This window comes from Xanthomonas fragariae, from assembly GCF_017603965.1.
Taxonomy (GTDB): Bacteria; Pseudomonadota; Gammaproteobacteria; order Xanthomonadales; family Xanthomonadaceae; genus Xanthomonas; species Xanthomonas fragariae_A.
This window is the reverse complement of record NZ_CP071955.1, coordinates 1,757,799-1,783,110: the sequence shown is the minus strand read 5'-3', so window position 1 is coordinate 1,783,110 and position 25,312 is coordinate 1,757,799. Positions and strand designations below refer to the sequence as shown.

The following is a 25,312-nucleotide window of genomic DNA, read 5'->3' as shown; positions in this document are numbered from 1 at the left end:
GTCGCAGAACACTCAGCAAGTGGCGACGGCTCTCGCACAATGTCAGGAAGGTAAGCGTTTCGGCTTGACCAGAAGTGCCTACCGCCAATCGCCGTCGGACTTAGGAAGGACAACGGAAACAGGCCGCTTGCCATCCGAGGCCTGGAATGCGCCAGGCCAAAAGGCAATAGCGCCAGTAGCACAGCTGCCTCTCTCGCATCGGACTTCGATTTTCCCCGAGTTCCCTGGGTGGATGGCTGCCGCTGCTATTGCTACCGCCAGGCTTCCAGCCAGATACCAGTAAAGGTTTACCGATCGCTTTCTGGCGAGCAGCACGGACAAGGAGAAGAGCGCGGCAAACAAGCCAGCTCCCAGAAGAGCTTTAAGCCAAGTGTCTACGAAAATCGGGGTTCGCCCGAGACCGGAAAAGGCGTAGGTGGCAAGGATTGAAAATGTCAGCCAGGCAGCCGCAGCAATCGTGAAGGCTGCCCTTGCTGTCCTGTGTCCACGCCAAGCCAAGTCGGCCTGCAGCACAAAAAATCCTAACAGCAGAATGGGGGCTACTGCGTAGCCAAGCAGCCCTACTTGGTTTTGAGTCACCAAAAACAGCCCTGAGCACGCCGGCGTACCACCGAGCAGAGCTACTTCACGGGAGCGCAGGCTTAGCCTGCGCTCCCTGATACGGACTGTGCTCATTACTTGACTTGGACCACATCGCCGACGAGGACGGTTCCGCTGCCTACGCTCACTGTGCCTCCAGAAATGGTCGCTGCGCCGCTTGACGTAAGCCAGTCTATCCCGCGCTGGTAGTCAGGTCGAGACGCTGCGTCCGGGCTTTCGTAAGAGCTATAATCGACGTTGATAGGCTCGTTGCTAGAAGTCCCAATGAGATCGTAGGCTTCAACGTAAACAATGGCGCGCTTGGCGGAATCATAGGCGAAAATCGCCCTGCTTTTATCGTTGAACGTGGTGTCGCTGCGGATGCTGTAATCCTCCGAGCTCCTCCACTTGTAGGCGTTGGACAGAACCTGTTGGATGAAAAAGATGAAATTCTCACCGGTGTTAGGCACTTGCCAATCGTGTGCCTCCAGCCACTGTATGACCTGTTGACGCGTTGCATGCACCTTCCCGGCGCACGTCAAATGCATTTGCGAAAGCTGCTGATTCGTCCGCCGCAGGCGTGGCCATTTTCCTGACTGAACTGGGTGCGACAGTTCCATTGGCCAGATCGATTTTCACGTTGAGCGTGCCGATGTTTCCGTAGCTCCGATAAACGGACGAGTAGATGGCGAATTGATCGACATCTGCTTGAGCAACAGGGTGCTCCTGAATCTCAGGTGGGGCCACCGAGACAGGTCCGTTTACCGTGTTGACCGTGTAGAGGTAGGGAACGCCAGTCGTGCGGTCGCCTATGTAGGCTTGACCGAGACCAGATGTCAGCTGATTTGCAAGAGCTGCTCGCTGTGCCTGCGTACAAGAATCACAGAAGTGCGGGGCGCGGAGCGGGGGTTGGGGCGAGGATACGGCAGCTGAGCGACTCGACAGCTCCCTCAACCAGGCCACCTGCGCGCACGTTGCCATCGCTCTTCAAAACGCCCCGATCCTGTCGGAGCGTTTTGCTGTCTGGCAGTCACCCGCAGATACAACCCACCCTGCCCCGCGATTTCCACCCAATAGCGCCGTTGGTCGAAAGGTGATCAAGCGCAAGCTTCTGCGGCCGATACACACAGCAACGAGGGCAACCTTGCCCGCGCCATGTCCAAGGAAGCCCGCATGCCTACCGCCAACTCCACACGCTTTGCCCGCCATACGCTGGGCGCTGTGTTCGTCGTCGCGCTGCTGGCCGCCGGCGTGTCGTTGCCGCCCTCCTTCGCCGCACCGACCGCGCCCTTCTCCGTTCTTCTGGACAGCGTGCCGGTCACCGCGTTGCAGTCGCTTGCCATCGATCTGGTGCAGTTGCGCGACGAACAGCGTGCGCAGCTGGCGGTGTCACATGACCCCGCACGCGTCGCTGCCTACGACGAGCGTCTGGGCAATCTGCGTCAACGCATCGCCCGCCATGCGGGTTACTTCCAGGCCACCGCGCCGCAGGGTCAACCGGCCCAGCAGTTTGCTCGGGTGCAGCAGCAGTTGGGCCAGTACTTGGCACAGCACCGCGAAGCCAATCGTGCCCTGCACGCCGGCGATCTGCAGTACGCACAAGACTTGTCGCTAGGCCACTCCGGCGACACGCGGCACGTGCTGTGGACCGAACTGCAGAACCTGCAGCAGTCGGTCGCCAACGTTAGCGGCCCGCAACGTCGCTGAGCGAACGCTGGCGCTGCGGCGCTACAGTTGCATCGGCTAGCCACAGCCGTTCGATCAGTTCCCAGTACCCCGATCGCGCGGCCTGCCACCCAGGCAGTCGTGCGTCGTGCACTACAGTTTGACTGTGCACACGGTGCATGACTTCCAACCTCGTGCCCCCACGCGCCGTCCATCGGGCGCGCATCAAGATTCATGCGCCGTTGCCGTTAGCCAGGATGAGATCGGCCGACTGCGCTCCCCGCGGCGGTCGCCGATTCAACACCGCATGGGCACCGTCGCCAGACAACCGCGTGCGTTCGGATGTTCGGTCGTTCCAGGGGTCGCTATGAAATCACGTGTTCTCGCCAGTTGTCTTGTTCTGTTCGGAGTCGCCGGCCATGCCTGCGCCCAAGATACGATCGCGACCGATCGTCCTGATTTTGTCGAGTCCAGCCTCACTGTAGGCAACCATCGGTTGCAGGTGGAAACTAGCGTCGCGTGGGAACGCGATGGGTCTGTGGCTACTTATTCCACGCCCACGCTGTTTCGCTACGGCCTTGGCCAGACATGGGAGTTGCGTCTGGAAACCGATGGCTGGCAGCGCATCGATGCACCCGGCCAAGCCAAAGTCGGCGGCATGGCCGATGTGTCGCTCGGCCTCAAACACCACCTAGCCAGCTCCGACGACGGCAAGACCTCGCTGGCTTGGCTGCTGCACTTGGATCTGCCTAGCGGCGCGCATGCCGTGCGCGGTCATGGCGCAAGGCCATCGTTCCGGCTGGTGGCCGAGTGGGATCTCAGCGACAGTGTCTCGGCCGGCATGATGCCCGGCGTAATCCGGGACGACGATGGGCAAGGCCATCGCTACACCGCCGGCATTTTCGGTGCGGTACTCGGCAAGGCGTGGAACGACCGGGTGCGCTCCTTCGTGGAAGTGGCGCTGCCGCAGATCGCCAAACGCGACGACGGCGGCACGGTCGCGCTGCTCGATGTCGGCTCGGCCTGGCTGCTGAGCAACGATGTGCAACTGGATGCGGCGTACAGCCGCGGACTCAACGACCGCTCACTGGATCACGCGCTCGGCGTCGGTCTGTCCTTCCGCTTCTGATACAGGCCGCACCATGAAGATCATGCACATGCTGGCAATTCTAGTGGTGGTGGCGGCGCTGGCCTTGCTCACCCTGGGCGGCGTCGGCTACAACGGCCAACGCGGTTTGCTCGACGCGATTGCCGCACAGGTCACCTCCTCCGATGCACTGCGCAACCACATGCAGGCCGACATGATGCACGATGCCCTGCGCGGCGATGTCACTGCCGCGCTGCTCGCCGCCTCCAGGCACGACGATGCCGGCATTGCCACAGCGCGCACCGCACTGGGCGAACATGCCAGCGAGTTCCGCAAATCCCTGCAGGCCAACCGCAAATTGCCACTGGACCCGGCATTGCGCAGCGAGCTGGACGCGGTAACTCCCACACTGCAGGCCTATATCGCATCCGCCGAGCAGGTGATCACGCTGGCCGAATCGCACGCCGACAGCGGCGCGGGCTACGCCGATTTCACCGACAAATTCGACCAGCTAGAAACCCGCATGGGCGCGATCAGCGAGCACATCCTGGCCTTGAGCGCAGCCGCGCGCAGCCAAGCCGAGCAATACAGCAAACGCGTGATGTGGCAGCAGGGCAGCACCATGGTACTGGCCTTGGTATGCCTTGCGCTAGCCGCCGGCTGGATCCTGCGCTCGGTGTTCGGCCTGCTTGGCGGCGAGCCGAAGCTGGCCATGGCCGCCGCACAACACATTGCCGAAGGCCGCCTGGACCAACCGATTCCGGTTGCGGCAAATCACGCACGCAGCCTGATGGCGGCGTTGGCGCACATGCAGCGCGACCTGCGCGAACGCCTGGAGCGCGAGCGCGGCATCGCCGCCGAAAACCTGCGCATCCGCACCGCGCTCGACAACGCCTCCACTGGGATGTACATCGCCGACCCGGACCTGACCATCATCTACACCAACAACGCATTTCAGACGCTGTTGCAGACCTACGCCGACGACATCCACGCCTGCGCACCGGCATTCGACAGCTCGAAGCGGCTGATCGGCCAATCGGTGTCGCTACTGGAAGTGGGCAACGCGCAGGACGCGGAAATCTATCAACGCCTCGACCGCCAAGGCTCTGCCCAGCGTGAGGTGCAGTATCGCGCCGCTTGCATTACCCAAGACGTCTCGGCCATTCGCGATGGCGCCGGTGCACATCTGGGTTTTGTCTGCGAATGGCGCGACCGCACCGCCGAAGCGCGGGTCGAAGTCGACGTGGCCGATGTGGTCCGCAGCGCAGCTGCCGGCGACCTTTCCAAGCGCATCGACAGCAACGGCAAGCAGGGCTTTTTCCTGCAACTTGCGCAACAGCTCAATGCATTGCTCGATGCGAACGCAGGCAGCATCGCAGAGGTCTCGCGCCTGCTCAGTGCGCTGGCCGAAGGCGATCTGAGCGCGCGCATGCACGGCGACTTCCATGGTGTGTTCGCCAACATGCGCGACGATGCCAACACCACCGCCGAGCAGCTGGCGCTGGTGATCGGGCACATCCAGCAGGCGGCCGGCAGTATCCACACCGCGTCCAGCGAGATCGCCGCCGGCAACAACGATCTGTCGCAGCGCACCGAGCAACAAGCCGCCAATCTGGAAGAAACCGCCGCCTCGATGGAAGAACTGACTTCCACGGTCAAACAGAATGCGCAGGGCGCACGCCAGGCCAATCAACTGGCCATCGGCGCAGCCGGTGTCGCTTCGCAAGGTGGTGCGGTTGTGGCGCACGTAGTCATCACCATGTCCGGCATCGAAGTGTCTTCGAAAAAGATCGCCGAGATCATCAGCGTCATCGACGGCATTGCGTTTCAGACCAATATTTTGGCTTTGAACGCAGCGGTGGAAGCCGCGCGTGCCGGCGAGCAAGGCCTTGGCTTTGCCGTGGTCGCCACCGAGGTCCGCGCATTGGCGCAACGCTCGGCCGCTGCGGCGAAAGAAATCAAGCACCTGATCGACGACTCGGTCAGCAAGGTTGCCGAAGGCTCGCAGCTGGTGCATCAGGCCGGCACCACCATGGCCGAGATCGTGGCCAGCGTGCAGCGCGTTACCGACATCATGGGCGAGATCGCCGCCGCTTCGCAGGAGCAGTCGTCAGGTATCGAACAGGTCAATCTCACCATCACCCAGATGGATGAAGCCACCCAGCAGAATGCCGCACTGGTGGAAGAAGCCACCGCCGCTGCCCGCACGATGGAAGACCAAGCCAGTCGGTTGGCGCAGGCGGTGTCGCGCTTCAGGCTTGCCGATGCGCCGCATTCCAGCGACATGACGCCTGCCGGCAGGAAACCGGCTGTCGCTACGGTCCGCCGTGTCGCCAAGATCAGCATGCCCGTACCGGCTACGCGCCGTCCCTTGGCCAGCGCGCCTGCGCTCGCCGCTGGCAACGACAGACAGTGGCAAGACGGTTGAACTAGGCGCGCAATGCATGCGGCCCACGCTGCGTACCCTGGTGGATATCGTTCAGCGGCCTTGGTCGCCCTGGCAGGCACGACTGTCTGTCGAGCTGGTTGATCGCTCCATGCCAGGACCACTCGCCGCAGCGTTCATCGTCCAAGGATAAAGAATCACGGCCTTCAGCCGTTAGCTTGCATGACAGCGTCAAGACACAACATTCGGAGTAAGTGATGAACAAGTTCAACGACTGGCCGATCCGCCGAAAACTGATGTGTGCTTTCTGCCTGAGTGCAGTGCTAACCGCCTTGCTGGGCGGATTGGGTTTTTCGCGCATGAAGCAGATGCAGCAGGAAACCACCCTGATCAACCAGGACGTGGTGCCGGTGCTGAGTCGTCTGTCCGAGCTGCGTGGTTTCGCTGGCGAATTCCGCGTCTACGAAGTGGGCCAGTTCGTCAATCTAGACGACCCGGAACGCTTTGCGTACTTCTTCAAACGCATGGACGAGATCCAGACCAAGTATGTCCAAACGCAGAAAACCCTGGATACCAAGATCGGCGCCGCATCACCGTTGAAAGCCGAATACGCCAAACTGACCGATGCCAGTGCGCGTTACTTCGCCGCCAACCAGCAGCTGCGCAAGCTCTATGCAAAACCCGACCGCACCGCGGCGATGGAATTTTCGCGCAAGCAGTCCGGCGAGATCCGCAAGGAACTGTTCGCCTCGGTCGATAAGTTGTACGCACAGCAGTCCAAAGCGCTGGGCGACCTGGTGGACGCAAGCAGCTCCTCGTTCAAAGTGACCAGCGCCGTGCTACTGCTCGGCACGCTGTTGATGGCTGCCTTGTCGATGACCTTTGGCTGGATGATCGCACGCAGCATTACGACGCCGCTGTCCAAGGCATTGGGCGCCATCCAGGCGGTCTCACGTGGCGATCTGAGCCTGCAGATCGGGAAGACCAGCAAGGATGAGATCGGCCAGATGCTGGAGGCTACCGGCGGCATGACCCAGATGCTGCGCCGCTTCTCCGACGAGACTGTGCGCATGTCTCACCTGCACGCCGCCGAAGACATCACCCATCGCATGCCGGAAGATTTCCCCGGCGTGTATGGCACGCTTGCCGGCGGCATCAATACGATGATTTTCGAGCATCTGGATGCCATTACCGATTCGGTGCGCATCCTCAACCAGTATGCCCAGGGCGACCTGAGCCAGGACGCACGTCGTCTGCCGGCCAGCCGCGCGATCCTGCACGAGGCGATGGATGCGGCCAAGGCCGGCCTGTCGTCGATCAACACCGAGATCAAGCAGCTGGCACAAGCCGCAGCGGCGGGCGACTTCAGTGCGCGCGGCGACGCGACGCGCTTCAAGTACGACTTCGCAATAATGGTGTCGGATCTGAACTCGATGATGGAAGTCAGCGATCGCAACCTGGGCAAGTTGTCGCAATTGCTCGGCGCAGTCGCCGACGGCGACCTGACCGCCCGCATGGATGGCGAATTCCACGGCGTATTCGCGCGTCTAAGTGACGATGCCAATGCGACGACGCAGCGGCTGACCGATATTGTCGGCCGCATCAAGCACTCCACCTTGGCGATCCACACTGCCGCGAGCGAAATTGCGGCCGGCAACAATGATCTGTCGCAGCGTACCGAACAGCAGGCCGCCAATCTGGAAGAAACCGCCGCCTCGATGGAAGAGCTCACCTCCACCGTCAAGCAAAATGCCGAAAGCGCACGCCAGGCCAACCAGCTGGCCATCGGCGCGGCAGGTGTGGCATCGCACGGCGGCAACGTGGTAGGCAAGGTGGTCACCACCATGTCCGGCATCGAGACCTCGTCCAAGAAGATTGCCGAAATCATCAGTGTCATCGACGGAATTGCATTCCAGACCAATATCCTGGCCTTGAACGCCGCGGTGGAAGCCGCACGTGCCGGTGAGCAGGGGCGCGGCTTTGCCGTGGTCGCCTCGGAAGTGCGTACGCTGGCACAGCGTTCGGCCGGCGCAGCGAAAGAGATCAAGAGCCTGATCGACGACTCGGTGAGCAAGGTCGCCGAAGGCTCGGCGCTGGTGAATCAGGCCGGCAGCACCATGAGCGAGATCGTCTCCTCGGTGCAGCGCGTCACCGACATCATGAGCGAGATTTCCGCCGCCTCGCAGGAGCAGTCGTCCGGCATCGAGCAGGTCAACCAGACCGTCACGCAGATGGACGAGGCCACCCAGCAAAACGCCGCGTTGGTCGAAGAAGCCACTGCCGCTGCCCGTTCGATGGAAGAGCAGGCGCAGCAGCTCACCGAAGCGGTGGCGTTGTTCCGCCTGTCCGCCGAGCTGGAAACAGCGACGCGTGCCAAGCCGTTGGTGCGTCGTATCGCTGCCAAACCGACGGCTCCGGCCAGTACTAACGTTGCCAAGCTGCCGGCTCGACCCGCAGCACGCACTGCCGTTACAGCAGCAACGTCCAATGAATCGGATTGGGCAGAGTTCTAAGAGTGGCCAACAAACCGTAGCGAGCAGTCGTCAGGTGGGTGCGGACGGCGCGGAGGAACCGGAATGTACGCGTGGTACATGCCGATTCCGAGCACCGGCCGCGCCCGCCTGACGACTGTGCAGTAGTTTTGTTAGCCGATCCAAAAGTAAGAATACGTCCGCACCGAGTGCGTATCCAGTTCACAAAAATGATTTGATTTACAGATTTTTTGTATCGATGAGTCAAGTGATCGCGATACGCCGCCGTTACTCCTTATCAGCGACATGTCACGCAGTGCGGAGCGGCGCACAGGTCGCACCATTTTTATTACAACGCCTTTAAGGACTCTGTCATGACTGCACTTCTCCAGCGTTACAACATCGGCCCACGACTGGCAGCTGCCTTTGCTGTGCTGATCGTGTTGGCCGGCGTCATCGCCTTTATCGGCTACCGCGGCCTGAGTTCGGCGCGTTCGCTTCTGGAACAGCTGGTACATGAGAATATGGCAAAAATCCGTCTGTCCAACGACATGATGAATGCCAACTTCATCATCGGCCAGCAGTTGCGCAATGTGGTGCTGCCAACTTCCGATGAAGACAATCGCAAGTTCATCGCGCAGATCCAGTCTGCACGCGCCGATTACGTCAAGGCACGCGATGATTTGTACGCCATGCCGCCGTCCGAGCAGGAGAAACAGTTGCGCGCAGACTTGGATGCACGCCGCGTCAAGGTCAAGGCGTTGAACGACAAAGTGATCGATCTGGTGATGACCGGGCACAGCGATCAAGCGTTGCCCTATTTGCTGACCAAAGCCGCACCGGCGATGCAAGGCTGGCAAGACAAGATTGCCGAGAACATCGCGTTGCAAGATAAGACGGCAAGCGCTGCATCGGACGCCGCGCTGGAATCGATGGACGACTCGCGCAAGCTGCTGATCGGCGGCTCGTTGCTGGTGGTTTTGCTCAGTGGCACCCTGGGCCTGCTGATCACCCGCAGCCTTACCCAGCCGCTGAGCCGTGCCACCCGCGCTGCCGAATCCATCGCTGGCGGCAATCTCGACAACGACGTCGAAACCCACGCCAACGACGAGGCGGGCCGCCTGCTCAAGGCGATGAGCAAGATGCAGATGCAGCTGCGTAACCTGATTGCCGCGCAGCTGGATATGGCCAAGCGTCACGACGCAGGCCAGATCAGCTTCCGCATGGACGCCAGCGCCTTCCCCGGCGACTTCGGCCGCATGGCTACGGACACCAACGAGCTGGTTGCCGCACACATCAAAGTCAAGATGCAGACCATCCGCTTGGTGGAGCGTTATGCCATCGGCGACCTGAGCGAGGACATGCCGCGTCTGCCAGGCGAAAAAGCCGCCATCACCGCGGCGATGGACCAGGTCAAAGCGAATCTGTCCACGATGAACTCGGAGATCAAGCAGCTGGCGCAATCGGCCGCCAATGGCGACTTCAGCGCACGCGGCGATGCCGAGCGTTTCCAGTACGACTTCCGCGTGATGGTAGAAAGCCTCAACCACCTGATGTCCACCGCCGATGGCAACCTGCAGTCGCTGTCGGGGCTGTTGCAGTCGATCGCTGCCGGCGATCTCACCGTACGCATGAGCGGCGAGTTTCGCGGCGTATTCGCGCAGATGCGCGACGATGCCAACGCCACTGCCACGCAGTTGGCCGAGATCGTTAGCGGCATAAAGGAGTCGGCGATTTCGATCAAGGGCGCTGCCAGCGAGATCGCTGCCGGCAATCAGGATCTGTCGCAGCGCACCGAGCAACAGGCGGCCAACCTCGAAGAAACCGCTGCCTCGATGGAAGAGCTCACCTCTACCGTCAAGCAGAATGCCGAAAGCGCACGCCAGGCCAATCAGCTCGCCATTGGCGCGGCCGGTGTGGCCGCGCAAGGTGGCGAGATCGTCAACAAGGTGGTCGAGACCATGAGCGGGATCGAAGCCTCCTCCAAGAAGATCGCCGATATCATCAGCGTCATCGACGGCATCTCGTTCCAGACCAATATCCTTGCCTTGAACGCTGCGGTGGAAGCGGCACGTGCCGGCGAGCAAGGCCGTGGATTTGCGGTGGTCGCCAGTGAGGTGCGCACCCTCGCCCAGCGTTCATCGGCTGCGGCAAAAGAGATCAAGAGCTTGATCGACGACTCAGTGCAGCGCGTCTCGGACGGCTCGTTGCTGGTGCACAGCGCCGGCAAGACCATGGGCGAGATCGTCTCCAGCGTGCAGCGGGTGACCGATATCATGGGCGAGATCTCCGCCGCCTCGCAGGAGCAGTCTTCCGGCATCGAGCAGGTCAACCAGACCGTCACCCAGATGGACGAAACCACCCAGCAGAACGCCGCACTGGTGGAAGAAGCCACCGCCGCAGCGCGTGCGATGGAAGAGCAGGCCATCCAGCTCACCGATGCGGTAGCGGTGTTCAAGACCGACGCGGCGGATACGCAGCCGGCACTGCGGGTGGCAGCGCCACGGCCGGTGGTGAGCTCTGCGCTCAAGGCAAAAGTCGCCGCCGCCGGACGTGCATCGGCTTCCAAGCCGCGCGCTGTGGTGACCGCACCGAGCAACGATAGCAGCTGGCAGGAGTTCTGACTGAGCCGCGCCAGCTAACAGCGGTGCCGGCCGGCTCAAGACTAAAGCGTACATGGCCGGCAGCCGCGTACGCCTTCGAGAAGCACCTATGACCACCTCGCCCGCGCGGTTGCCGCAACAGTGGCAAGGCATCGAGCAAGTCGGCCAGACCATCACGCAGATGGATCAGTCCACCCTACAGAACGCCGCGCTGGTGGAAGAAACCACCGCCGCACGCAGGATGGAAGAACAGGCGCATCAGCTGCGCGCTGCGGTGTCGGTGATCCGGTTGCAAGCCAGCTCGACGCCGGCCCGACTGGGGCGTGCTGCCTGATGCCCCCGCATACGTGCCTGCAGCGCGGCAAGGTCGTGGCGTGCCCGGCCGGCGCCACGCAGCACCCGCTCTGCACCGCTGACGACCGACGCACCTGCTCCCGAAGTCCATAACACGCTCCAGAACACCGACACATCCATGCATCCCGAACATCGGCTGGCTTTGGTTGAAACCATGCGTTGCAGCCGGTGCCCGGCTTCTGGCTGCACACCCTGTCACCCGTCTGAGTCCGGCTCCGGGCGCGTGGGCAAGCCGTGACCTGCGCCTCCTGCCAGGCGGTCTGGTAGCGCTTTACACGGGTCTTCGTGCTACCTGTACACACCGCCGTCACCTCGGTAACGGTCATCCGTCCGAAGTCGGCACGGCGGCTTCAGTCGTAGCGACAGCGGCCGTTATAGGTTCCAAGTACACATACCCGCCTTGTAATCGCTTGCACGGTGAGCAGACCTCACGCGCGGCGATGGATCGGCTTGCTGCATGCCTGCCTCCGGTTCGCCAACACACCGCCACCGCGCGCGAACCACTGCGCATTGCCCTTCCTGCCCTTCGCACGAGACCCAACATGATCGCTCTTCTACAACGGTATAACGTCGGCAAGCGCCTGACCTTTGCCTTCGGCACGCTGATTCTGCTGTCGTGCGGACTGGTCGCCACCGGCCTTCACACGCTGGCGCAGGCACGCGAGCGCATGGACGCGGTGGTCAATCGCCAGATCAAGATCATCCAGCTGTCGCAGGACATGACCAACGCCAGCGCCAGCATCGCCGTGCAGCTGCGTAACCTGGTCCTGGCCGATACCAGAGAAGACGATCAGGGCTTTATCGCACTGATCAAACAGCAACGCGCCCGCTACGAAGAGACGCGCAACGCGCTGTATCAGTTCTCGTCATCGCCGACCGCCACCGCCATCCGCAACGACATCGATGCCGCCAATGCGGTTGCGCGTGCGACCAATGAAAAAGTGATCGCACTCGACATCGCCGGCGAGCTCGACCAGGCTCAGGCACTGCTGCTGACACAGGCGGGACCGGCAACCCAGAAGTGGCAGGACGCGCTCGCCAGCTACTCCGAACTGCAGCGCAAGCGCAGCCAGGAGGCCTATGCAGAGTCCAACGCGGCTATGGTACGCGGCCGTAGCCTGTTAATCGCAGGCGGTGTGGCCGTAGTGCTGATCAGTGGCCTGCTGGGCTTGTTGATCACCCGCAGCCTGGTGCGCCCCTTGACGCAGGCCACGCGCGCTGCCGAGGCAATTGCCAAAGGCAATCTCGACAACGATGTACGCACGCAGTCCAACGATGAAACCGGCCGTTTATTGCAAGCTATGGACCGTATGCAGGACCAAATGCGCAATCTCATCACCGCGCAGCTGGACATGGCCAAGCGCCACGACGAAGGCCAGATCAGCTTCCGCATGGATGCCGGTGCCTTCCCCGGCGACTTCGGCCGCATGGCTACGGACACCAACGAGCTGGTTGCCGCACACATCAAAGTCAAGATGCAGACCATCCGCTTGGTGGAGCGTTATGCCATCGGCGACCTGAGCGAGGACATGCCGCGTCTGCCAGGCGAAAAAGCCGCCATCACCGCGGCGATGGACCAGGTCAAAGCGAATCTGTCCACGATGAACTCGGAGATCAAGCAGCTGGCGCAATCGGCCGCCAATGGCGACTTCAGCGCACGCGGCGATGCCGAGCGTTTCCAGTACGACTTCCGCGTGATGGTGGAAAGCCTCAACCACCTGATGTCCACCGCCGATGGCAACCTGCAGTCGCTGTCGGGGCTGTTGCAGTCGGTCGCTGCCGGCGATCTCACCGCACGCATGAGCGGCCAGTACCAAGGCGTGTTTGCGCAGATGCGCGACGACGCCAACGCCACCGCCGAACAGCTGGCCGACATCGTGGGCCGCATCCAGACCGCCGCCGATGCGATCGGGTTGGCATCGGGCGAAATCGCCTCCGGCAATCAGGATTTATCGCAGCGCACCGAGCAACAGGCTGCAAATCTGGAAGAAACCGCAGCCTCGATGGAAGAGCTCACCTCCACCGTCAAGCAGAATGCCGAACACGCCAGCCAGGCCAACCAGCTCGCCATCGGCGCGGCTGCGGTGGCCTCGCAGGGCGGCGATGTGGTGGCCAAAGTGGTTACCACCATGTCGGACATCCAGAGCTCGTCGAAGAAGATTTCCGAGATCAGCAGCGTCATCGACGGTATTGCGTTCCAGACCAATATCCTTGCCTTGAACGCTGCGGTGGAAGCGGCGCGTGCCGGCGAACAAGGCCGAGGTTTTGCGGTCGTCGCCTCCGAGGTGCGCACATTGGCACAACGTTCGGCCAGCGCCGCCAAAGAGATCAAGCGCCTGATCGACGACTCGGTCGACAAGGTCACCCAAGGCACAACGCTGGTCGATCAGGCTGGCACCACCATGGCCGAGATCGTCGCCAGCGTGCAGCGAGTCACCAATATCATGGGCGAGATTTCGTCGGCGTCGCAGGAACAATATTCAGGCATCGAACAGGTCAATCAGACCGTGACCCAGATGGACGAAACCACCCAGCAAAATGCCGCGTTGGTGGAAGAAGCCACCGCTGCCGCACGTGCGATGGAAGAGCAGGCGCAGCAGCTCACCGAAGCGGTGGCGGTGTTCAAGGTCTCCGCAAATGCACCGGTGGCACGTCAGTTGCCGGCCATGGCCGGTGCACCGGCCAACGCGCGCTTGGTGCCGCGTACGGCAGCACGCACCACGACGGTCGCGCCGCAACGGCGCAGTGCCGTCGGCAAATCGGCATCGACCGCCGACCTGAGGGAGTTCAAGCAATTCTGAGGGCGGCTGAACGTGCCGCGCGTGCGCCAGCGCCCTTCTACAACGCGCCGTATGAAAGCAAGGCTGGCCCGGCGTCATCGGACCAGCCTTGAGTTCCTCTGGCAGGCAAGACCTACTGCAGATGGATCAGGTGCAGGGCATTTTTGAGCACGCATTCGTCGTTGCGCCTGGCAGCCGATATGCGCTGCCGCGTGCAGCGTACGCATTGCGCTATGCCTGCATGCGCACCCGCTCGATCAGCGCACAGCACGTGAAACCCTGGGCAAGCTCGCGACTGCTGCAAATTCGAAGATTTCGGAAAAAAGGCGTATTCCAGCGTCTCGATCGAACAAAGCCGCACAGTCACGGACCGACTGCCGATGCCATCGGCACCTGTTCGTCACCTGTGTGAAACCGCGCTTTACCAATAGATCGGTGCCAACTCAATTGGCTACATGCTGTGCCGTTACCGATTGACGTACGACAAGCAGACGCGAGCGCAAAAAGCGTGGCTATCAGTCGGCCTTCCCTGCCCATCCTCATCGAGTCTAGCGATCCAATGAACTCTCTTTTGCTACGTTTCAAGGTCGGGCCACGGTTGGCTGCGGCATTCACCGTGCTGATTCTGTTGTCAGGTTTTATCACCTTCATCGGTTACCGCGGGCTGATCTCGGCACGCGCACTCGTCGACGATCTGGTGCACCAGAATATGGTGAAGATCCGACTCTCCAACGACATGATGAATGCCAATTACACCATCGCCGCGCAAGTGCGCAACATCGTGCTGCCCACAAGTAACGAAGAAAACCTGAAATTTATCGAGGCGATCAAGTCTGGGCGTGCCGACTACGGCAAAGCACGCGAAGCCTTGTATGCGATGCCGACGTCGGCGCAGGGCCAAGCCATCCGCGACGACATCGATCGGCGCACTGCCGCGGTGAGAGAGTTGAACAATAAAGTCATCGAACTGGTGAAGGCGGGCCATCGCGACCAGGCGCTCCCGTTGCTGCTGACCAAGGCCGCACCGGCGCTGGAGCAATGGCAGAACAAGATCGGCGAGAACATTGCGCTGCAAGACAAGCTGGCCCTCGAAGTAGCCACCGTGGCACTGGAGTCGATGGACGACTCGCGCAAGCTGCTGATCGGTGGGTCGCTGCTGGTGGTGGTGCTGAGCGGCACACTGGGCTTGCTGATCACCCGCAGTCTGACCCAACCGCTGAGCCGTGCCACCCGCGCGGCTGAAGCAATCGCCGAGGGCCGGCTCGATAACGCAGTGCATACCGACGCCAACGACGAAACCGGCCGCTTGTTGCAGGCTATGGACAAGATGCAGTTGCAGGTGCGCAACCTGATTACCGCACAGTTGGACATGGCCAGGCGCCACGATGAAGGCCAAGTCAGTTTCCGCATGGATGCCAGCGCATTCCCCGGCGATTATGGCCGCATGGCCGACGACACCAATTCCTTGGTCGACAGCCACATCCAGGTCACGCTGCGCCTGGCGCAGATCATGGGCCGCTATGCAATCGGCGACCTCAGCGAGGACATGGACACCCTGCCCGGCGAAAAAGCAAAGCTCACCGACACAATGGCGCAGGTCAAGGCCAATCTGGCGTCGATGAATCAGCAGATCAAGCACCTGGCGCAAGCCGCCGCCAATGGCGACTTCAGCGCTCGCGGCGACGCGGCTCAGTTCCAGTACGACTTCCGGGTGATGGTGGACAGCCTGAACCAATTGATGGCCACCGCCGACGGCAGCCTGCAGTCGCTGTCGGGCATGTTGCAGGCGATTGCCGCAGGCGACCTGACCGCACGCATGGAGGGCGAGTTCAAGGGCGTTTTTGCACAGATGCGCGACGATGCCAATGCCACCGTTACGCAATTGGCCGGCATCGTCGGGCATATCCAGCACTCGGCGGTCTCGATCAATGCTGCGGCCACCGAGATTGCAGCGGGCAATCAGGACCTATCGCAGCGCACCGAACAACAAGCCGCCAATCTCGAAGAAACCGCTGCATCGATGGAAGAGCTTACCTCCACAGTCAAGCAGAACGCCGAGGGCGCGCGTCAGGCCAATCAACTGGCGATCGGCGCAGCCAGCGTGGCCTCGCAGGGCGGCGCAGTCGTTGGCAAGGTGGTCGAGACCATGGCCGGGATCGAAACCTCGTCCAAGAAAATCGCCGATATCATCAGCGTCATCGATGGCATCGCCTTCCAGACCAATATCCTGGCCTTGAACGCAGCGGTGGAAGCTGCACGTGCCGGCGAACAAGGCCGCGGATTTGCGGTGGTGGCGTCCGAAGTCCGCACGCTGGCGCAGCGCTCCTCCGCCGCAGCGAAGGAGATAAAGGACCTGATCGGCGACTCGGTGCAACGCGTGGCCGACGGCTCGCAGCTGGTGGACCAAGCCGGCAAGACCATGGCCGAGATCGTGTCGTCGGTGCAACGCGTCACCGACATCATGGGCGAAATCTCCGCCGCCTCGCAGGAGCAATCGGCCAGCATCGAACAGGTCAACCAGACCGTCACCCAGATGGACGAAACGACGCAGCAAAACGCCGCGCTGGTGGAAGAAGCCACCGCCGCCGCACGCGCGATGGAGGAACAGGCCCAGCAACTTACCGAAACGGTTGCGGTGTTCAAGGTCGCCGCGCAGGCACCAGTGGCGCGGCAGTTATCGGCGATTGCCAATGCACCGACCAATGCACGCTCGGTGGCGCGTCCGGCGGCACGTGCAACTGCCGCCTTGGCAGTGCCACGTCGCAGCACGACCGGTCCATTGACATCGGCTGCAGGACCAGGCGACTGGCGTGAGTTTTAAGCGCGGCTGCAGCACGTAACGGGCAGTTGCCGAGCAGGTAGGAACGGCGCGCAGGAATCGCAGTGGGCGCGGCCGATGCGCCATTTTGGATCGGCCGCACCCCCGCCTTCTGCCTGCGCAAGCGCCCAGATCACCTTTTCAAGCAATACCGCAGTTGGCAACCCTCATCATTCGAAAGTGGTTCGATTCGTTGTGCGCGGGTCTTCCGGGTCGCTTCCCTTGCGAGGGGAAAGCGGCCCTTTTTTTTGCACGCCCACTGGAGCACCGTGACCATATGGTCGGCCGTGTGGTCACCACCATGGCCGACATCGACACCTCTTCCAAGAAGATCGCCCAGATCATCCGCGTCCATCGACGGCATCGCCTTAACGTAGCGAGCAGTCGTCAGGTGAGTGGGGACGGCGCGGAGGAACCGGAATGTACGCGTGGTACATGCCGATTCCGAGCACCGGCCACGCCCGCTTGGCGGAGCGCGCAGTCGTTTTGTTAGCCGCTCTTAAAGATTCGGCCTGACCGCCGATATCAAAGCAACACCGAGACATCCGTCCTGGCGCACTCCCGCTTTCACTGTGCTTATACCCATGTCCCAAGGCGATACCCCGGAGCTGGACCACGACGCCGACCACCTGGCCGAAGGTGACGAGCGCTATGTGCTGCGCAACAAGCGGCAGATCCGTGGATTGCTGCGCCAGCTGCTCGACCAACGCGCCGTGGTGACCATGCATGTGGCCGGCCGCGACATGGTCGTGGCCACCGCCGTGCTGGAAGTGGACGAAGACGACAACTGCGTGATTCTTGACGGCAGCCACAGCGACGCCTCCAATCGCGCTATCGAAGGCGCCGACTACCTGCTGTGCTACGCGCAGCTGAAACGGGTCGACATCCGTTTCAGGCTGAAAAAAGCCGAGCGGAGGGAGCACGACATCCATGTCGCTTTCCGCGTCGACCTGCCCGACGCGATGCACCACATGCAGCGGCGCGAATCGTACAGGCTGGAAACGCCGATCACCGAATCGCCCATCTGCATCATCCACCAGGCCCAGGGCGGCGCATTCGATCTGCAGCTACGCGTGATCGACATCAGCAGCGGCGGCGTTGCGGTGTCGCTCACCGACGGCATGCCGTTGCTCGAACCGCAGCATACCTACCGCAACTGCACCCTGCAGCTGCCCGACGCCGCGCCGATCACGCTGCCGCTCACAGTATGCAGCCAGTACAAGCAGACACTGCCCAACGGCAGCGAGAGCGTCCGCGCCAGTATGCAGTTCAGCGACTTGCCGCGCGGCGCCGACGAAACCATCCAGCGCTACATCCTCCGGGTGGACCGCCAGCGCAATGCCCACAAGAGCAGCACGTTCTGAACCTGCCCGCACGGCGCGGAGCACGCACCTAAAGTTGCTGCCCGCTGCGCCGATGTTGCTAGGGCAACCCTATTGCTGCCGCAATCTTCTGACGCAACCTGACACTCAGCCGCAACGCCCGGAGTTTCCATGAACGACAAAAGCACTGCCACCGGCACCGGTGGTGAATTCCTCAGCTTCGCTTTGGGCGAAGAACACTACGGCGTAGACATCCTGAAAGTGCAGGAAATCCGCGGCTATGATTCGGTCACTCGCCTGCCCGACGCTCCCGACTACATCAAGGGTGTGATCAACCTGCGCGGCACCATCGTGCCGGTGATCGATCTGCGCCTGAAGCTGCGGCTGAAAGAAGCGCGCTACGACGCCTTTACTGTGATGATCGTGCTCAACGTCGAAGACCGTGTGGTTGGCATCGTGGTGGATAGCGTCTCGGACGTGATTCCGCTCAACGACGATCAGATCCGCCCGACGCCCGAGTTCGGCGCTGCGGTCGACACCCGTTTCATCTCCGGTATCGGCACCCAGGACGATCGCATGTTGATCCTGTTGGATATCGAAACCTTGCTGGACAGCACCGAGCTTGGTCAGCAGCTGGTTGAAGAAGCAGCCTGATTCGAACGGCTGACTTCAACATCGCCAGCGGTCGCGACGGAGGTGTTGAGGGCGTGCAGAAGCTGCTATGTACAACATGCATATCGCGACCGCCGACGCCGACCACACGCATCTGGCGGCGGCATCACTTTTAAGAGCGGCTAACAGAACGTAGCGAGCAGTCGTCAGGTGGGTGCGGACGGCGCGCAGGAACCGCAGTGTACGCGTGGTACATGCCGATTCCGAGCACCGGCCGCGCGCCCCTGGCGGTGAGCGCAGTCGTTTTGTTAGCCGCTCTTAGCGGTTGCTCCACGATCATCGCGTGTCAGGAAGCTCCCGACACGCCAGGCACAACCAGATTGAAGTGCTGCATGAATCACCTTTTTCGGATTCAAGACGTCTGCATACTCTGCAAGATACAGCGCGACAGCCCGCGTGCCGAAATCGAAGTCGGTTCCCCGGCCAACCTGAAGTTCGTCACCATCAAGTAATCGCCTCGCACATCGCCATGCCCAGGCGCGTGGCGATGCGCCGATGCGCCGATGCGGGCCGACTTATACCAGCGTTGCCGCGTCTCACGGCAGAACTGGACCCAACCGAGTCGGTCGATGCATTGGCCCTTCAGTTGCGCGACCACATGGCCGATACCGGGTGATAGCTAACGACGCGTACGGATATGACGACTACGACTTCCGCTTCAGACACACGCGAATTTGATTTCGACGACCGCGACTTCAAGCGCGTCTGCGACCTGATTTATCAGCGTGTCGGCATCGCGCTGGCTCCGGCCAAGCGCGACATGGTGTATGGCCGTCTGTCGCGTCGTTTGCGCGTGCTTGGCCTGCGCTCCTTCCGCGATTACCTCGACCAACTGGAAGTAGGCCACGACGAAGAAGAATGGCAGGCGTTCACCAACGCGCTGACCACCAACCTGACCTCGTTCTTCCGTGAGCCGCACCACTTCGACAAGCTGCGCGAAGAACTGCAAAAGCGCGCTTCGCAAGCACCGCTCAATATCTGGTCGTGCGCGGCATCCACCGGTGAGGAGCCCTATTCGATTGCCATCACCGCGTGCGAAGCTTTCGGTTCGCTGACCCCGCCGGTGAGCATCGTGGCCACCGACGTCGATACCCAGGTGCTGGAAACCGCCTCGCGCGGCGTCTACGCCATCGATCGCCTCGCCTCGCTGGATGCTTCGATCAAGCGCAAGTACTTCCAACGCGGCAGCGGCCCCAACGACGGCAAGTGCCGGGTCATTCCGGCGCTGCGCCAGCTCATCCAATTCCGGCAATTGAACCTGCTCTCGCCGCGGTACGACGTCGGCGGCCCGTACGCGGCGCTGTTCTGCCGCAACGTGATGATCTATTTCGACAAGCCCACACAGCGCGGCATCTTGTCGCGTCTGGTCAGCCACATGGGCGACGACGGCCTGCTGTATACCGGGCACTCGGAGAACTACCTGCACGCGGCCGATCTGATCCAGCCGTGCGGACGCACGCTGTATCGGCGCGCCCCGCGCGGGGGAGCGTCTGCATGAGTACTGCCGTGCAGGTCGACGATGTCATGCGCTACCGCGATTCGCGCTTCAAGACCATTACCGCCAAGCTGCTGCCCACCCAATATCTGGTGGTCGACGACGACACCGCATTGACGACCACCTTGGGATCGTGTGTTGCCGCTTGCCTTCGCGACCCGGTGCTGAAGATCGGCGGTATGAACCACTTCCTGCTGCCGGAAGGCCAGGTTGGCGATGGCGCACCTGCGCGCTATGGCAGTTATGCGATGGAGTTGCTGATCAACGACATGCTCAAGCGCGGCGCGCATCGCAATCGGATCGAAGCAAAAGTTTTCGGTGGCGCCAACGTGCTCAAGGGTTTCACCAGCAACCCGGTGGGCACGCGCAACGCTGAATTCGTGCGCCAGTATCTGCAGGCCGAACACATTCCCATCATTGCCGAAGATCTGTGTGGCATCCATCCGCGTAAGGTGTGGTTCTTCCCGACGACCGGCCGCGTCGTCGTGCAGCGTTTGCCGCACGCACACGAAGTCGCCGTCGCCGAATCGGCCGTGCGTGCCCGTCTGTCCAAAGCACCGATCACCGGTGGAGTGGAGTTGTTCGAATGACGCTGGAAACCCCTGTGCGCGTATTGATCGTCGACGACTCGGCGGTCGTGCGCCAGATGCTCACCGAAATTCTTTCGCGCGACCCCGGCATCGAAGTCATCGGCTCGGCCGCCGACCCGATCCTGGCACGCGAAAAAATCAAACGCCTCAATCCGGACGTGATCACGCTGGATGTGGAAATGCCGCGCATGGACGGTCTGGTGTTTCTGGAAAATCTCATGCGCCTGCGCCCAACCCCGGTAGTGATGATTTCATCGCTGACCGAACGCGGCGCCGACACCACCTTGCAAGCCTTGTCGCTGGGCGCAGTGGACTTCGTTTCCAAGCCCAAGATCGACCTCGCGCGCGGGCTGGAAGACTATGCCGAAGAGATCGTCAGCAAGGTCAAGATGGCCGCCAAGGCCAAGGTCAGCGCGCTGAATCGCCCAAGTGCGCCCAAGGTCATCTTGGACATGCACTCCGCACCGGTGCCCGGCAGCGCGCTGCGCTTCCGCACCACCGATCGCCTGATTGCGATTGGCGCCTCTGCCGGTGGCACCGAAGCGTTGCGCGTGGTGCTCGAACACATGCCTGCCGATGCCCCGGCGGTGGTGATGACCCAGCATCTGCCGGCCAGCTTCAGTACCGCCTTTGCCGAACGCCTGAATCGTCATTCGGCGATGTCGGTGCGCGAAGCCAGCGACGGCGAAGCGATCCTGCCAGGCCACGCCTATCTGCCACCAGGCGGCCAGCATCTGCGCATTATCCGCGACGGTGCCCGCTGGCGCTGCCGCATCGACGACGGCCCGCCGGTCAATCGCCACAAGCCGGCGGTGGACGTGCTGTTCCGTTCCGTGGCCGCCAACGCCGGCCCCAACGCGGTCGGTGCCATCCTGACCGGCATGGGCGACGACGGCGCACGCGGCCTGCTGGAAATGCTGCAGGCCGGTGCACCTACGCTGGTGCAGGACGAAGCCAGCAGCGTGGTCTGGGGCATGCCCGGCGCTGCCTACAAACTTGGTGCCGCACAGGAAGTTGTGCCGTTGGATCGCGTTGCAGAACGCCTGATCGCGCTGTCGGCGCAGGCGCGCTGATCCCGCATGACCGCCCGGCCCCCGCACCCGACCGACCCGGCGGAGGTTCCCGGCATACGGGGGACCGTCTCGGTTATCGCTGCGGACGTGCTGGCCGATCACGCAGCAGCAACCACCGGCCCGATCAAGACCGACCCGATCACTGCTGGCGCAATCAAGCCGGGCACCTTCACTGCCGGCGTGGCCAAGGCCGGCGAGCAGCCCCAAGAATGCCGTTCGCGCCTGCTGGCCGAAGCGTTGGATGGCAGCAGTAGCGCCATCGTCGTCTGCGATCTGCAATCGCGTCTGCTCTACGCCAACGACGGTTTCCAGCGCATGTTCGGCTACACCGAAGCCGAACTGGTCGGTCAGATTCCATCGCATGTGTTGACCCGTGCGCAGAGCGACCAGAGCGAAGTGGCGCGCATCCGCGAACGCGCCGATGCGTTGCAGCAGACTCAGGCCGACTTGCTGGTCTATCGCAAGGACGGCACACCGCTATGGATTTCGCTCAACTTCAATCCGATCTACGACGCCGACCATAATCCATCGCATTACGTTACGGTGCTGACCGACATCACCTATACCAAGGTGCATGAGGTGTTGCAGCACCGCGTGCTGGAAGCGCTGGTACAGGAGCGGCCGCTGATCGAAGTGATGACGCTGATCTGCACCGAGGTCGAACGCATCGCACCGGACGTGCTTGCCATGGTGATGAGTGCGGATAATCAGGGCTGCCTGCAATCGCTGGCTGCCCCCAGCCTGCCGCCCGAATATGCCGATGCGGTCAACCGGTTGAAGATCGGCCCTGGCGCCAGCGCCTGCGGGACTGCCGCCTGGCGCGGCCGTGCGGTGATGGTGGAAGACATCGCCACCGACCCGTTGTTCGCGCCGTATCGCGACACCCTGTTACAGATGGGATTGCGCGCCTGCTGGAGCACCCCGATCCGCTCCAACAGCTCGCGCGTGCTCGGTACCTTCGCGCTGTACTACCGCAAGCCGCAGCGCGCCGACGCCTGGCATGTGCGACTCACCGATTTATGCCAGCAGCTGTGCACACTGGCACTGGAACGCGAGCAGATCCGCCAACGCGTGCATCAATTGGCGTTCTACGACACGCTCACAGGCCTGCCCAACCGCCTCATGTTCAGTGCGCGCGCCGAACAGGCACTGACACAGGCCGAATACGCAGGCGAACCGGCCGCGTTGATGTTCATCAATATCGATCGCTTCAAGCTGGTCAACGATAGTCAGGGCCACTCCGTAGGCGATGGTTTGTTACGCGACATCGCGCTGCGTATCGGCGACCAACTTACTGCCACCGCAATGCTGGCGCGCCTGGTCGGCGACGAATTCGCACTTGCACTGCCGCAGTGCAGTGCAGAGCAGGCCGTTGCCGTAGCCGAGCGCCTGCTTGGCACCATCGCAGGCCCGCTGCCGGTCGGCCATATGACCGTGCATCCGTCGGCCAGCATCGGCGTGGCGATGTTTCCCGAAGACGGGCGCGACATCAACATCCTGCTGCGGCATGCCGATCTGGCAATGAATCGCGCCAAGAAGGAAGGCGGCGGACGTTTCCGTTTTTTCAGCTCCGACATGAACCGTATGGCGCAGGAGCGCGTCGCGCTGGAAGCGGAACTGCGCCAGGCGATCGGTCGCAATCAGCTGCAACTGCATTACCAACCGCAATTGCTTAGCGCCGCGCCACACGCGCTGTATGGCGTTGAAGCGTTGCTGCGCTGGAATCATCCGCAGCTTGGCACCATTTCGCCGGCCCGGTTTCTGCCCGTGGCCGAAGAACAAGGCATGATGCCGCAGCTAAACGATTGGGTGCTGCGCAGTGCGTGTCGGCAGATCGCCGATTGGCGCCGGCGCGGCGTTCCGGTAGCGCGCATCTCGGTGAACTTGTCGGCCAGCAGTTTCGAAAGCCCGCGCATGCTCGCCGATCTGCTCCGGTTGATCTCCGACATGGGCATGCTGCCGTCCGACCTGACTCTGGAAATGACCGAGAGCGTGATGCTTTCCGGGCAACCCGACGTACTGGAAAATCTGCACGCCATTCGCGAAGCCGGCATCTCGTTATCGTTGGACGACTTCGGCACCGGCTACTCCAGCCTGAGCCATCTGCATCGCCTGCCGATCGACGAACTCAAACTGGACATGAGCTTCGTACGCGATATCGAACACAGCGAAGACGCACGCGCGCTCACCACCTCGGTTCTACGCATCGGCGCGCATCTGCGCAAGCATGTGGTTGCCGAAGGTGTGGAAAACGAAGCGCAGCGGTTGTTTCTCGCCGATCTCGGCTGCGAAGTCCTGCAAGGCTATCTGTTCTCACGCCCGTTGCCGGCTGCGGAACTGGAAGCGTGGCTGGGTGCGCAGCCGTAGCCTACCGGCGTGTTCCGCCTTGAAATGTATTTGCCCGCGCGTAGCGCCTGAATTGTTGGCGGCACTCGGAGTTGGAAGCAAAGCCCCTCTGCCTGCAATACAGCAGAGGGGCTGGGATGAGGATACGGGCCCTCACCCTTGCAATCGTCAACTCGCGGGCGCTCTACCCAAAGCTCGCGCCAAAGATCACCCGATCGTACGCTTCAACCAACCCAACAACTGCGCAGTAACAAACGCAGGATTCTCCAGCGATGCGATATGCCCGGCGTCCGGCACCGACTCGTAATCGCAACCGATCACTTCGGCCATCAGCCACAACTCTTCCGGCGGCCGCGGAATATCGTATTCGCCACCCAGCAAGAAGGTGTTTGCCGGATCCAGCGCAGATAACGCCTCCAACCGATCCGCACGCCCGAAGATCAACCGGCCCAGCGGCACAACCGATGCGCGCAACTGTTCGGCCGACATTGCCGCCAGGCGCTGCGCAAACGCAGCCGGCAACGCAGAGCTCAGATCGATACCAGGACGGAAGAAGATCGGCACGATCGCCTCGATCAACGCAGGCGTCACCTGCCCTGCCGCTTCGATCGCATCGAGCAGACCGAAGTAATGCGTCCGCGTCGCCTGCGGCTCGGCCCCCAGAAACGTGTTCATCAACACCAAGCTGCGCACGCGCTCCGGTGCAAGCAACGCAAGCTCCGCACCCCACATGCCACCGACCGACAGACCGACCACGGCGCACTGCGGCAATTCCAGCGCATCCAGCAGCATCAGCATCTGCCGTGCAAGATCACCGACTTGTCGTGTGTCTGCGGGCAACGCCGACGATTGCCCATGTCCCCACAACTCGGGAACGATGACCTGGTAATGCGGCCAAAGGGCCTGAATCTGCGGCTCCCACATGGCCGCATCCCAAAGATAACTGTGGCCAAGCAGAACCGGAAAACCTTCACCGTGTCGCATGTAGTGCAGCGTTTGACCAGCGATCGTGCAAGTGGGCATCGGACATCGAACTTGAGTGAAGGAAGCGGGGTCACTCTAGTCCTGCGC

Annotated in this window: 16 protein-coding genes, 3 other RNA genes and 2 pseudogenes; 15 read left to right on the top strand and 6 right to left on the bottom strand. The window is 62.0% G+C overall.

What is annotated here, in order from left to right:
* Positions 1-78: 78 nt before the first annotated feature.
* Positions 79-675, bottom strand: coding sequence for a hypothetical protein (locus J5I97_RS08320; RefSeq protein ID WP_208591130.1), 597 nt, complete (start codon positions 673-675; stop codon positions 79-81).
* Positions 675-1,326: pseudogene (locus J5I97_RS19905) on the bottom strand (hypothetical protein). Before J5I97_RS19905 ends, J5I97_RS08320 begins: the two are co-directional and overlap by 1 nt.
* Positions 1,327-1,752: 426 nt before the next feature.
* Here J5I97_RS19905 and J5I97_RS08305 point away from each other — a divergent pair.
* The 4 genes from J5I97_RS08305 to J5I97_RS08290 all read left to right on the top strand — a co-directional run bounded on the left by J5I97_RS08305 (position 1,753) and on the right by J5I97_RS08290 (position 8,230).
* Positions 1,753-2,286 (top strand): hypothetical protein, encoded by a 534-nt coding sequence (locus tag J5I97_RS08305; protein WP_208591622.1) that lies wholly within the window; start codon positions 1,753-1,755, stop codon positions 2,284-2,286.
* A 325-nt stretch (positions 2,287-2,611) separates the two neighbouring features.
* Complete coding sequence (locus tag J5I97_RS08300) at positions 2,612-3,373, top strand: transporter (RefSeq protein WP_208591129.1); 762 nt, start codon at positions 2,612-2,614, stop codon at positions 3,371-3,373.
* Between the two features lie 13 nt (positions 3,374-3,386).
* Positions 3,387-5,759 carry a methyl-accepting chemotaxis protein gene (locus J5I97_RS08295; protein ID WP_208591127.1) on the top strand — a complete coding sequence of 791 codons (2,373 nt, stop codon included), beginning with the start codon at positions 3,387-3,389 and terminating at the stop codon, positions 5,757-5,759.
* 215 nt (positions 5,760-5,974) lie between these two features.
* On the top strand, positions 5,975-8,230 hold the full coding sequence (locus tag J5I97_RS08290; RefSeq protein WP_208591125.1) for a methyl-accepting chemotaxis protein: 2,256 nt from the start codon (positions 5,975-5,977) through the stop codon (positions 8,228-8,230).
* Positions 8,231-8,234: 4 nt separating this feature from the next.
* Here J5I97_RS08290 and J5I97_RS08285 read toward each other — a convergent pair.
* A non-coding RNA gene (locus tag J5I97_RS08285) (sX9 sRNA) lies at positions 8,235-8,310 on the bottom strand.
* Between the two features lie 252 nt (positions 8,311-8,562).
* Between J5I97_RS08285 and J5I97_RS08280 the strand changes: the two genes are divergently transcribed.
* From J5I97_RS08280 to J5I97_RS08260, 5 genes and pseudogenes are all read left to right on the top strand, one after another.
* Positions 8,563-10,812 carry a methyl-accepting chemotaxis protein gene (locus J5I97_RS08280; RefSeq protein ID WP_208591123.1) on the top strand — a complete coding sequence of 750 codons (2,250 nt, stop codon included), beginning with the start codon at positions 8,563-8,565 and terminating at the stop codon, positions 10,810-10,812.
* 115 nt (positions 10,813-10,927) lie between these two features.
* Positions 10,928-11,125 (top strand): annotated as a pseudogene (locus J5I97_RS08275) (hypothetical protein); the annotation flags it as partial.
* A 562-nt stretch (positions 11,126-11,687) separates the two neighbouring features.
* Positions 11,688-13,946 carry a methyl-accepting chemotaxis protein gene (locus tag J5I97_RS08270; protein ID WP_208591122.1) on the top strand — a complete coding sequence of 753 codons (2,259 nt, stop codon included), beginning with the start codon at positions 11,688-11,690 and terminating at the stop codon, positions 13,944-13,946.
* Positions 13,947-14,067: 121 nt separating this feature from the next.
* A complete protein-coding gene (locus tag J5I97_RS08265; protein ID WP_208591120.1) occupies positions 14,068-14,337 on the top strand; it encodes a hypothetical protein in 270 nt (89 codons plus the stop codon).
* 147 nt (positions 14,338-14,484) lie between these two features.
* Positions 14,485-16,746: a methyl-accepting chemotaxis protein gene (locus J5I97_RS08260; protein ID WP_208591113.1), complete on the top strand. Its 2,262-nt coding sequence runs from the start codon at positions 14,485-14,487 to the stop codon at positions 16,744-16,746.
* Positions 16,747-17,102: 356 nt separating this feature from the next.
* On the opposite strand, the gene J5I97_RS08255 is transcribed toward J5I97_RS08260, so the two are convergent.
* Positions 17,103-17,180, bottom strand: a non-coding RNA gene (locus tag J5I97_RS08255) — sX9 sRNA.
* 147 nt (positions 17,181-17,327) lie between these two features.
* Between J5I97_RS08255 and J5I97_RS08250 the strand changes: the two genes are divergently transcribed.
* Together J5I97_RS08250 and J5I97_RS08245 are read left to right on the top strand one after the other, a co-directional pair.
* A complete protein-coding gene (locus J5I97_RS08250) occupies positions 17,328-18,107 on the top strand; it encodes a flagellar brake protein (RefSeq protein ID WP_208591105.1) in 780 nt (259 codons plus the stop codon).
* A 129-nt stretch (positions 18,108-18,236) separates the two neighbouring features.
* Positions 18,237-18,719, top strand: coding sequence for a chemotaxis protein CheW (locus J5I97_RS08245; RefSeq protein ID WP_002806488.1), 483 nt, complete (start codon positions 18,237-18,239; stop codon positions 18,717-18,719).
* Positions 18,720-18,857: 138 nt separating this feature from the next.
* Here the strand turns inward: J5I97_RS08245 and J5I97_RS08240 are convergent.
* Positions 18,858-18,933, bottom strand: a non-coding RNA gene (locus J5I97_RS08240) — sX9 sRNA.
* Positions 18,934-19,374: 441 nt separating this feature from the next.
* Between J5I97_RS08240 and J5I97_RS08235 the strand changes: the two genes are divergently transcribed.
* From J5I97_RS08235 to J5I97_RS08220, 4 genes are read left to right on the top strand one after another with little or no spacing between them, the layout of a single operon-like run.
* On the top strand, positions 19,375-20,235 hold the full coding sequence (locus J5I97_RS08235; RefSeq protein ID WP_208591104.1) for a CheR family methyltransferase: 861 nt from the start codon (positions 19,375-19,377) through the stop codon (positions 20,233-20,235).
* Positions 20,232-20,822 (top strand): chemoreceptor glutamine deamidase CheD, encoded by a 591-nt coding sequence (cheD, locus tag J5I97_RS08230; RefSeq protein ID WP_208591102.1) that lies wholly within the window; start codon positions 20,232-20,234, stop codon positions 20,820-20,822. The genes J5I97_RS08235 and cheD overlap by 4 nt, the downstream gene beginning before the upstream one ends.
* Positions 20,819-21,895 (top strand): protein-glutamate methylesterase/protein-glutamine glutaminase, encoded by a 1,077-nt coding sequence (locus J5I97_RS08225; RefSeq protein ID WP_208591100.1) that lies wholly within the window; start codon positions 20,819-20,821, stop codon positions 21,893-21,895. Before cheD ends, J5I97_RS08225 begins: the two co-directional genes overlap by 4 nt.
* Positions 21,896-21,901: 6 nt before the next feature.
* Positions 21,902-24,262 carry an EAL domain-containing protein gene (locus tag J5I97_RS08220; protein WP_238135681.1) on the top strand — a complete coding sequence of 787 codons (2,361 nt, stop codon included), beginning with the start codon at positions 21,902-21,904 and terminating at the stop codon, positions 24,260-24,262.
* A gap of 186 nt (positions 24,263-24,448) precedes the next feature.
* Here the strand turns inward: J5I97_RS08220 and J5I97_RS08215 are convergent, their stop codons facing one another.
* The gene (locus J5I97_RS08215; RefSeq protein WP_208591098.1) at positions 24,449-25,264 is read right to left on the bottom strand and encodes an alpha/beta fold hydrolase; all 816 of its coding nucleotides are present in this window, start codon (positions 25,262-25,264) and stop codon (positions 24,449-24,451) included.
* Positions 25,265-25,312 lie beyond the last annotated feature (48 nt).

Bases quoted from the DNA above. Each gene is read 5' to 3' on its own strand.
- J5I97_RS08215 (WP_208591098.1), bottom strand. From the start codon at position 25,264: ATGCCCACTTGCACGATCGCTGGTCAAACGCTGCACTACATGCGACAC.
- J5I97_RS08220 (WP_238135681.1), top strand. From the start codon at position 21,902: ATGACCGCCCGGCCCCCGCACCCGACCGACCCGGCGGAGGTTCCCGGC.
- J5I97_RS08320 (WP_208591130.1), bottom strand. From the start codon at position 675: ATGAGCACAGTCCGTATCAGGGAGCGCAGGCTAAGCCTGCGCTCCCGT.
- J5I97_RS08270 (WP_208591122.1), top strand. From the start codon at position 11,688: ATGATCGCTCTTCTACAACGGTATAACGTCGGCAAGCGCCTGACCTTT.
- J5I97_RS08295 (WP_208591127.1), top strand. From the start codon at position 3,387: ATGAAGATCATGCACATGCTGGCAATTCTAGTGGTGGTGGCGGCGCTG.
- J5I97_RS08245 (WP_002806488.1), top strand. From the start codon at position 18,237: ATGAACGACAAAAGCACTGCCACCGGCACCGGTGGTGAATTCCTCAGC.
- J5I97_RS08260 (WP_208591113.1), top strand. From the start codon at position 14,485: ATGAACTCTCTTTTGCTACGTTTCAAGGTCGGGCCACGGTTGGCTGCG.
- J5I97_RS08235 (WP_208591104.1), top strand. From the start codon at position 19,375: ATGACGACTACGACTTCCGCTTCAGACACACGCGAATTTGATTTCGAC.
- J5I97_RS08290 (WP_208591125.1), top strand. From the start codon at position 5,975: ATGAACAAGTTCAACGACTGGCCGATCCGCCGAAAACTGATGTGTGCT.
- J5I97_RS08225 (WP_208591100.1), top strand. From the start codon at position 20,819: ATGACGCTGGAAACCCCTGTGCGCGTATTGATCGTCGACGACTCGGCG.
- J5I97_RS08280 (WP_208591123.1), top strand. From the start codon at position 8,563: ATGACTGCACTTCTCCAGCGTTACAACATCGGCCCACGACTGGCAGCT.
- cheD (WP_208591102.1), top strand. From the start codon at position 20,232: ATGAGTACTGCCGTGCAGGTCGACGATGTCATGCGCTACCGCGATTCG.
- J5I97_RS08305 (WP_208591622.1), top strand. From the start codon at position 1,753: ATGCCTACCGCCAACTCCACACGCTTTGCCCGCCATACGCTGGGCGCT.
- J5I97_RS08265 (WP_208591120.1), top strand. From the start codon at position 14,068: ATGGATCAGGTGCAGGGCATTTTTGAGCACGCATTCGTCGTTGCGCCT.
- J5I97_RS08250 (WP_208591105.1), top strand. From the start codon at position 17,328: ATGTCCCAAGGCGATACCCCGGAGCTGGACCACGACGCCGACCACCTG.
- J5I97_RS08300 (WP_208591129.1), top strand. From the start codon at position 2,612: ATGAAATCACGTGTTCTCGCCAGTTGTCTTGTTCTGTTCGGAGTCGCC.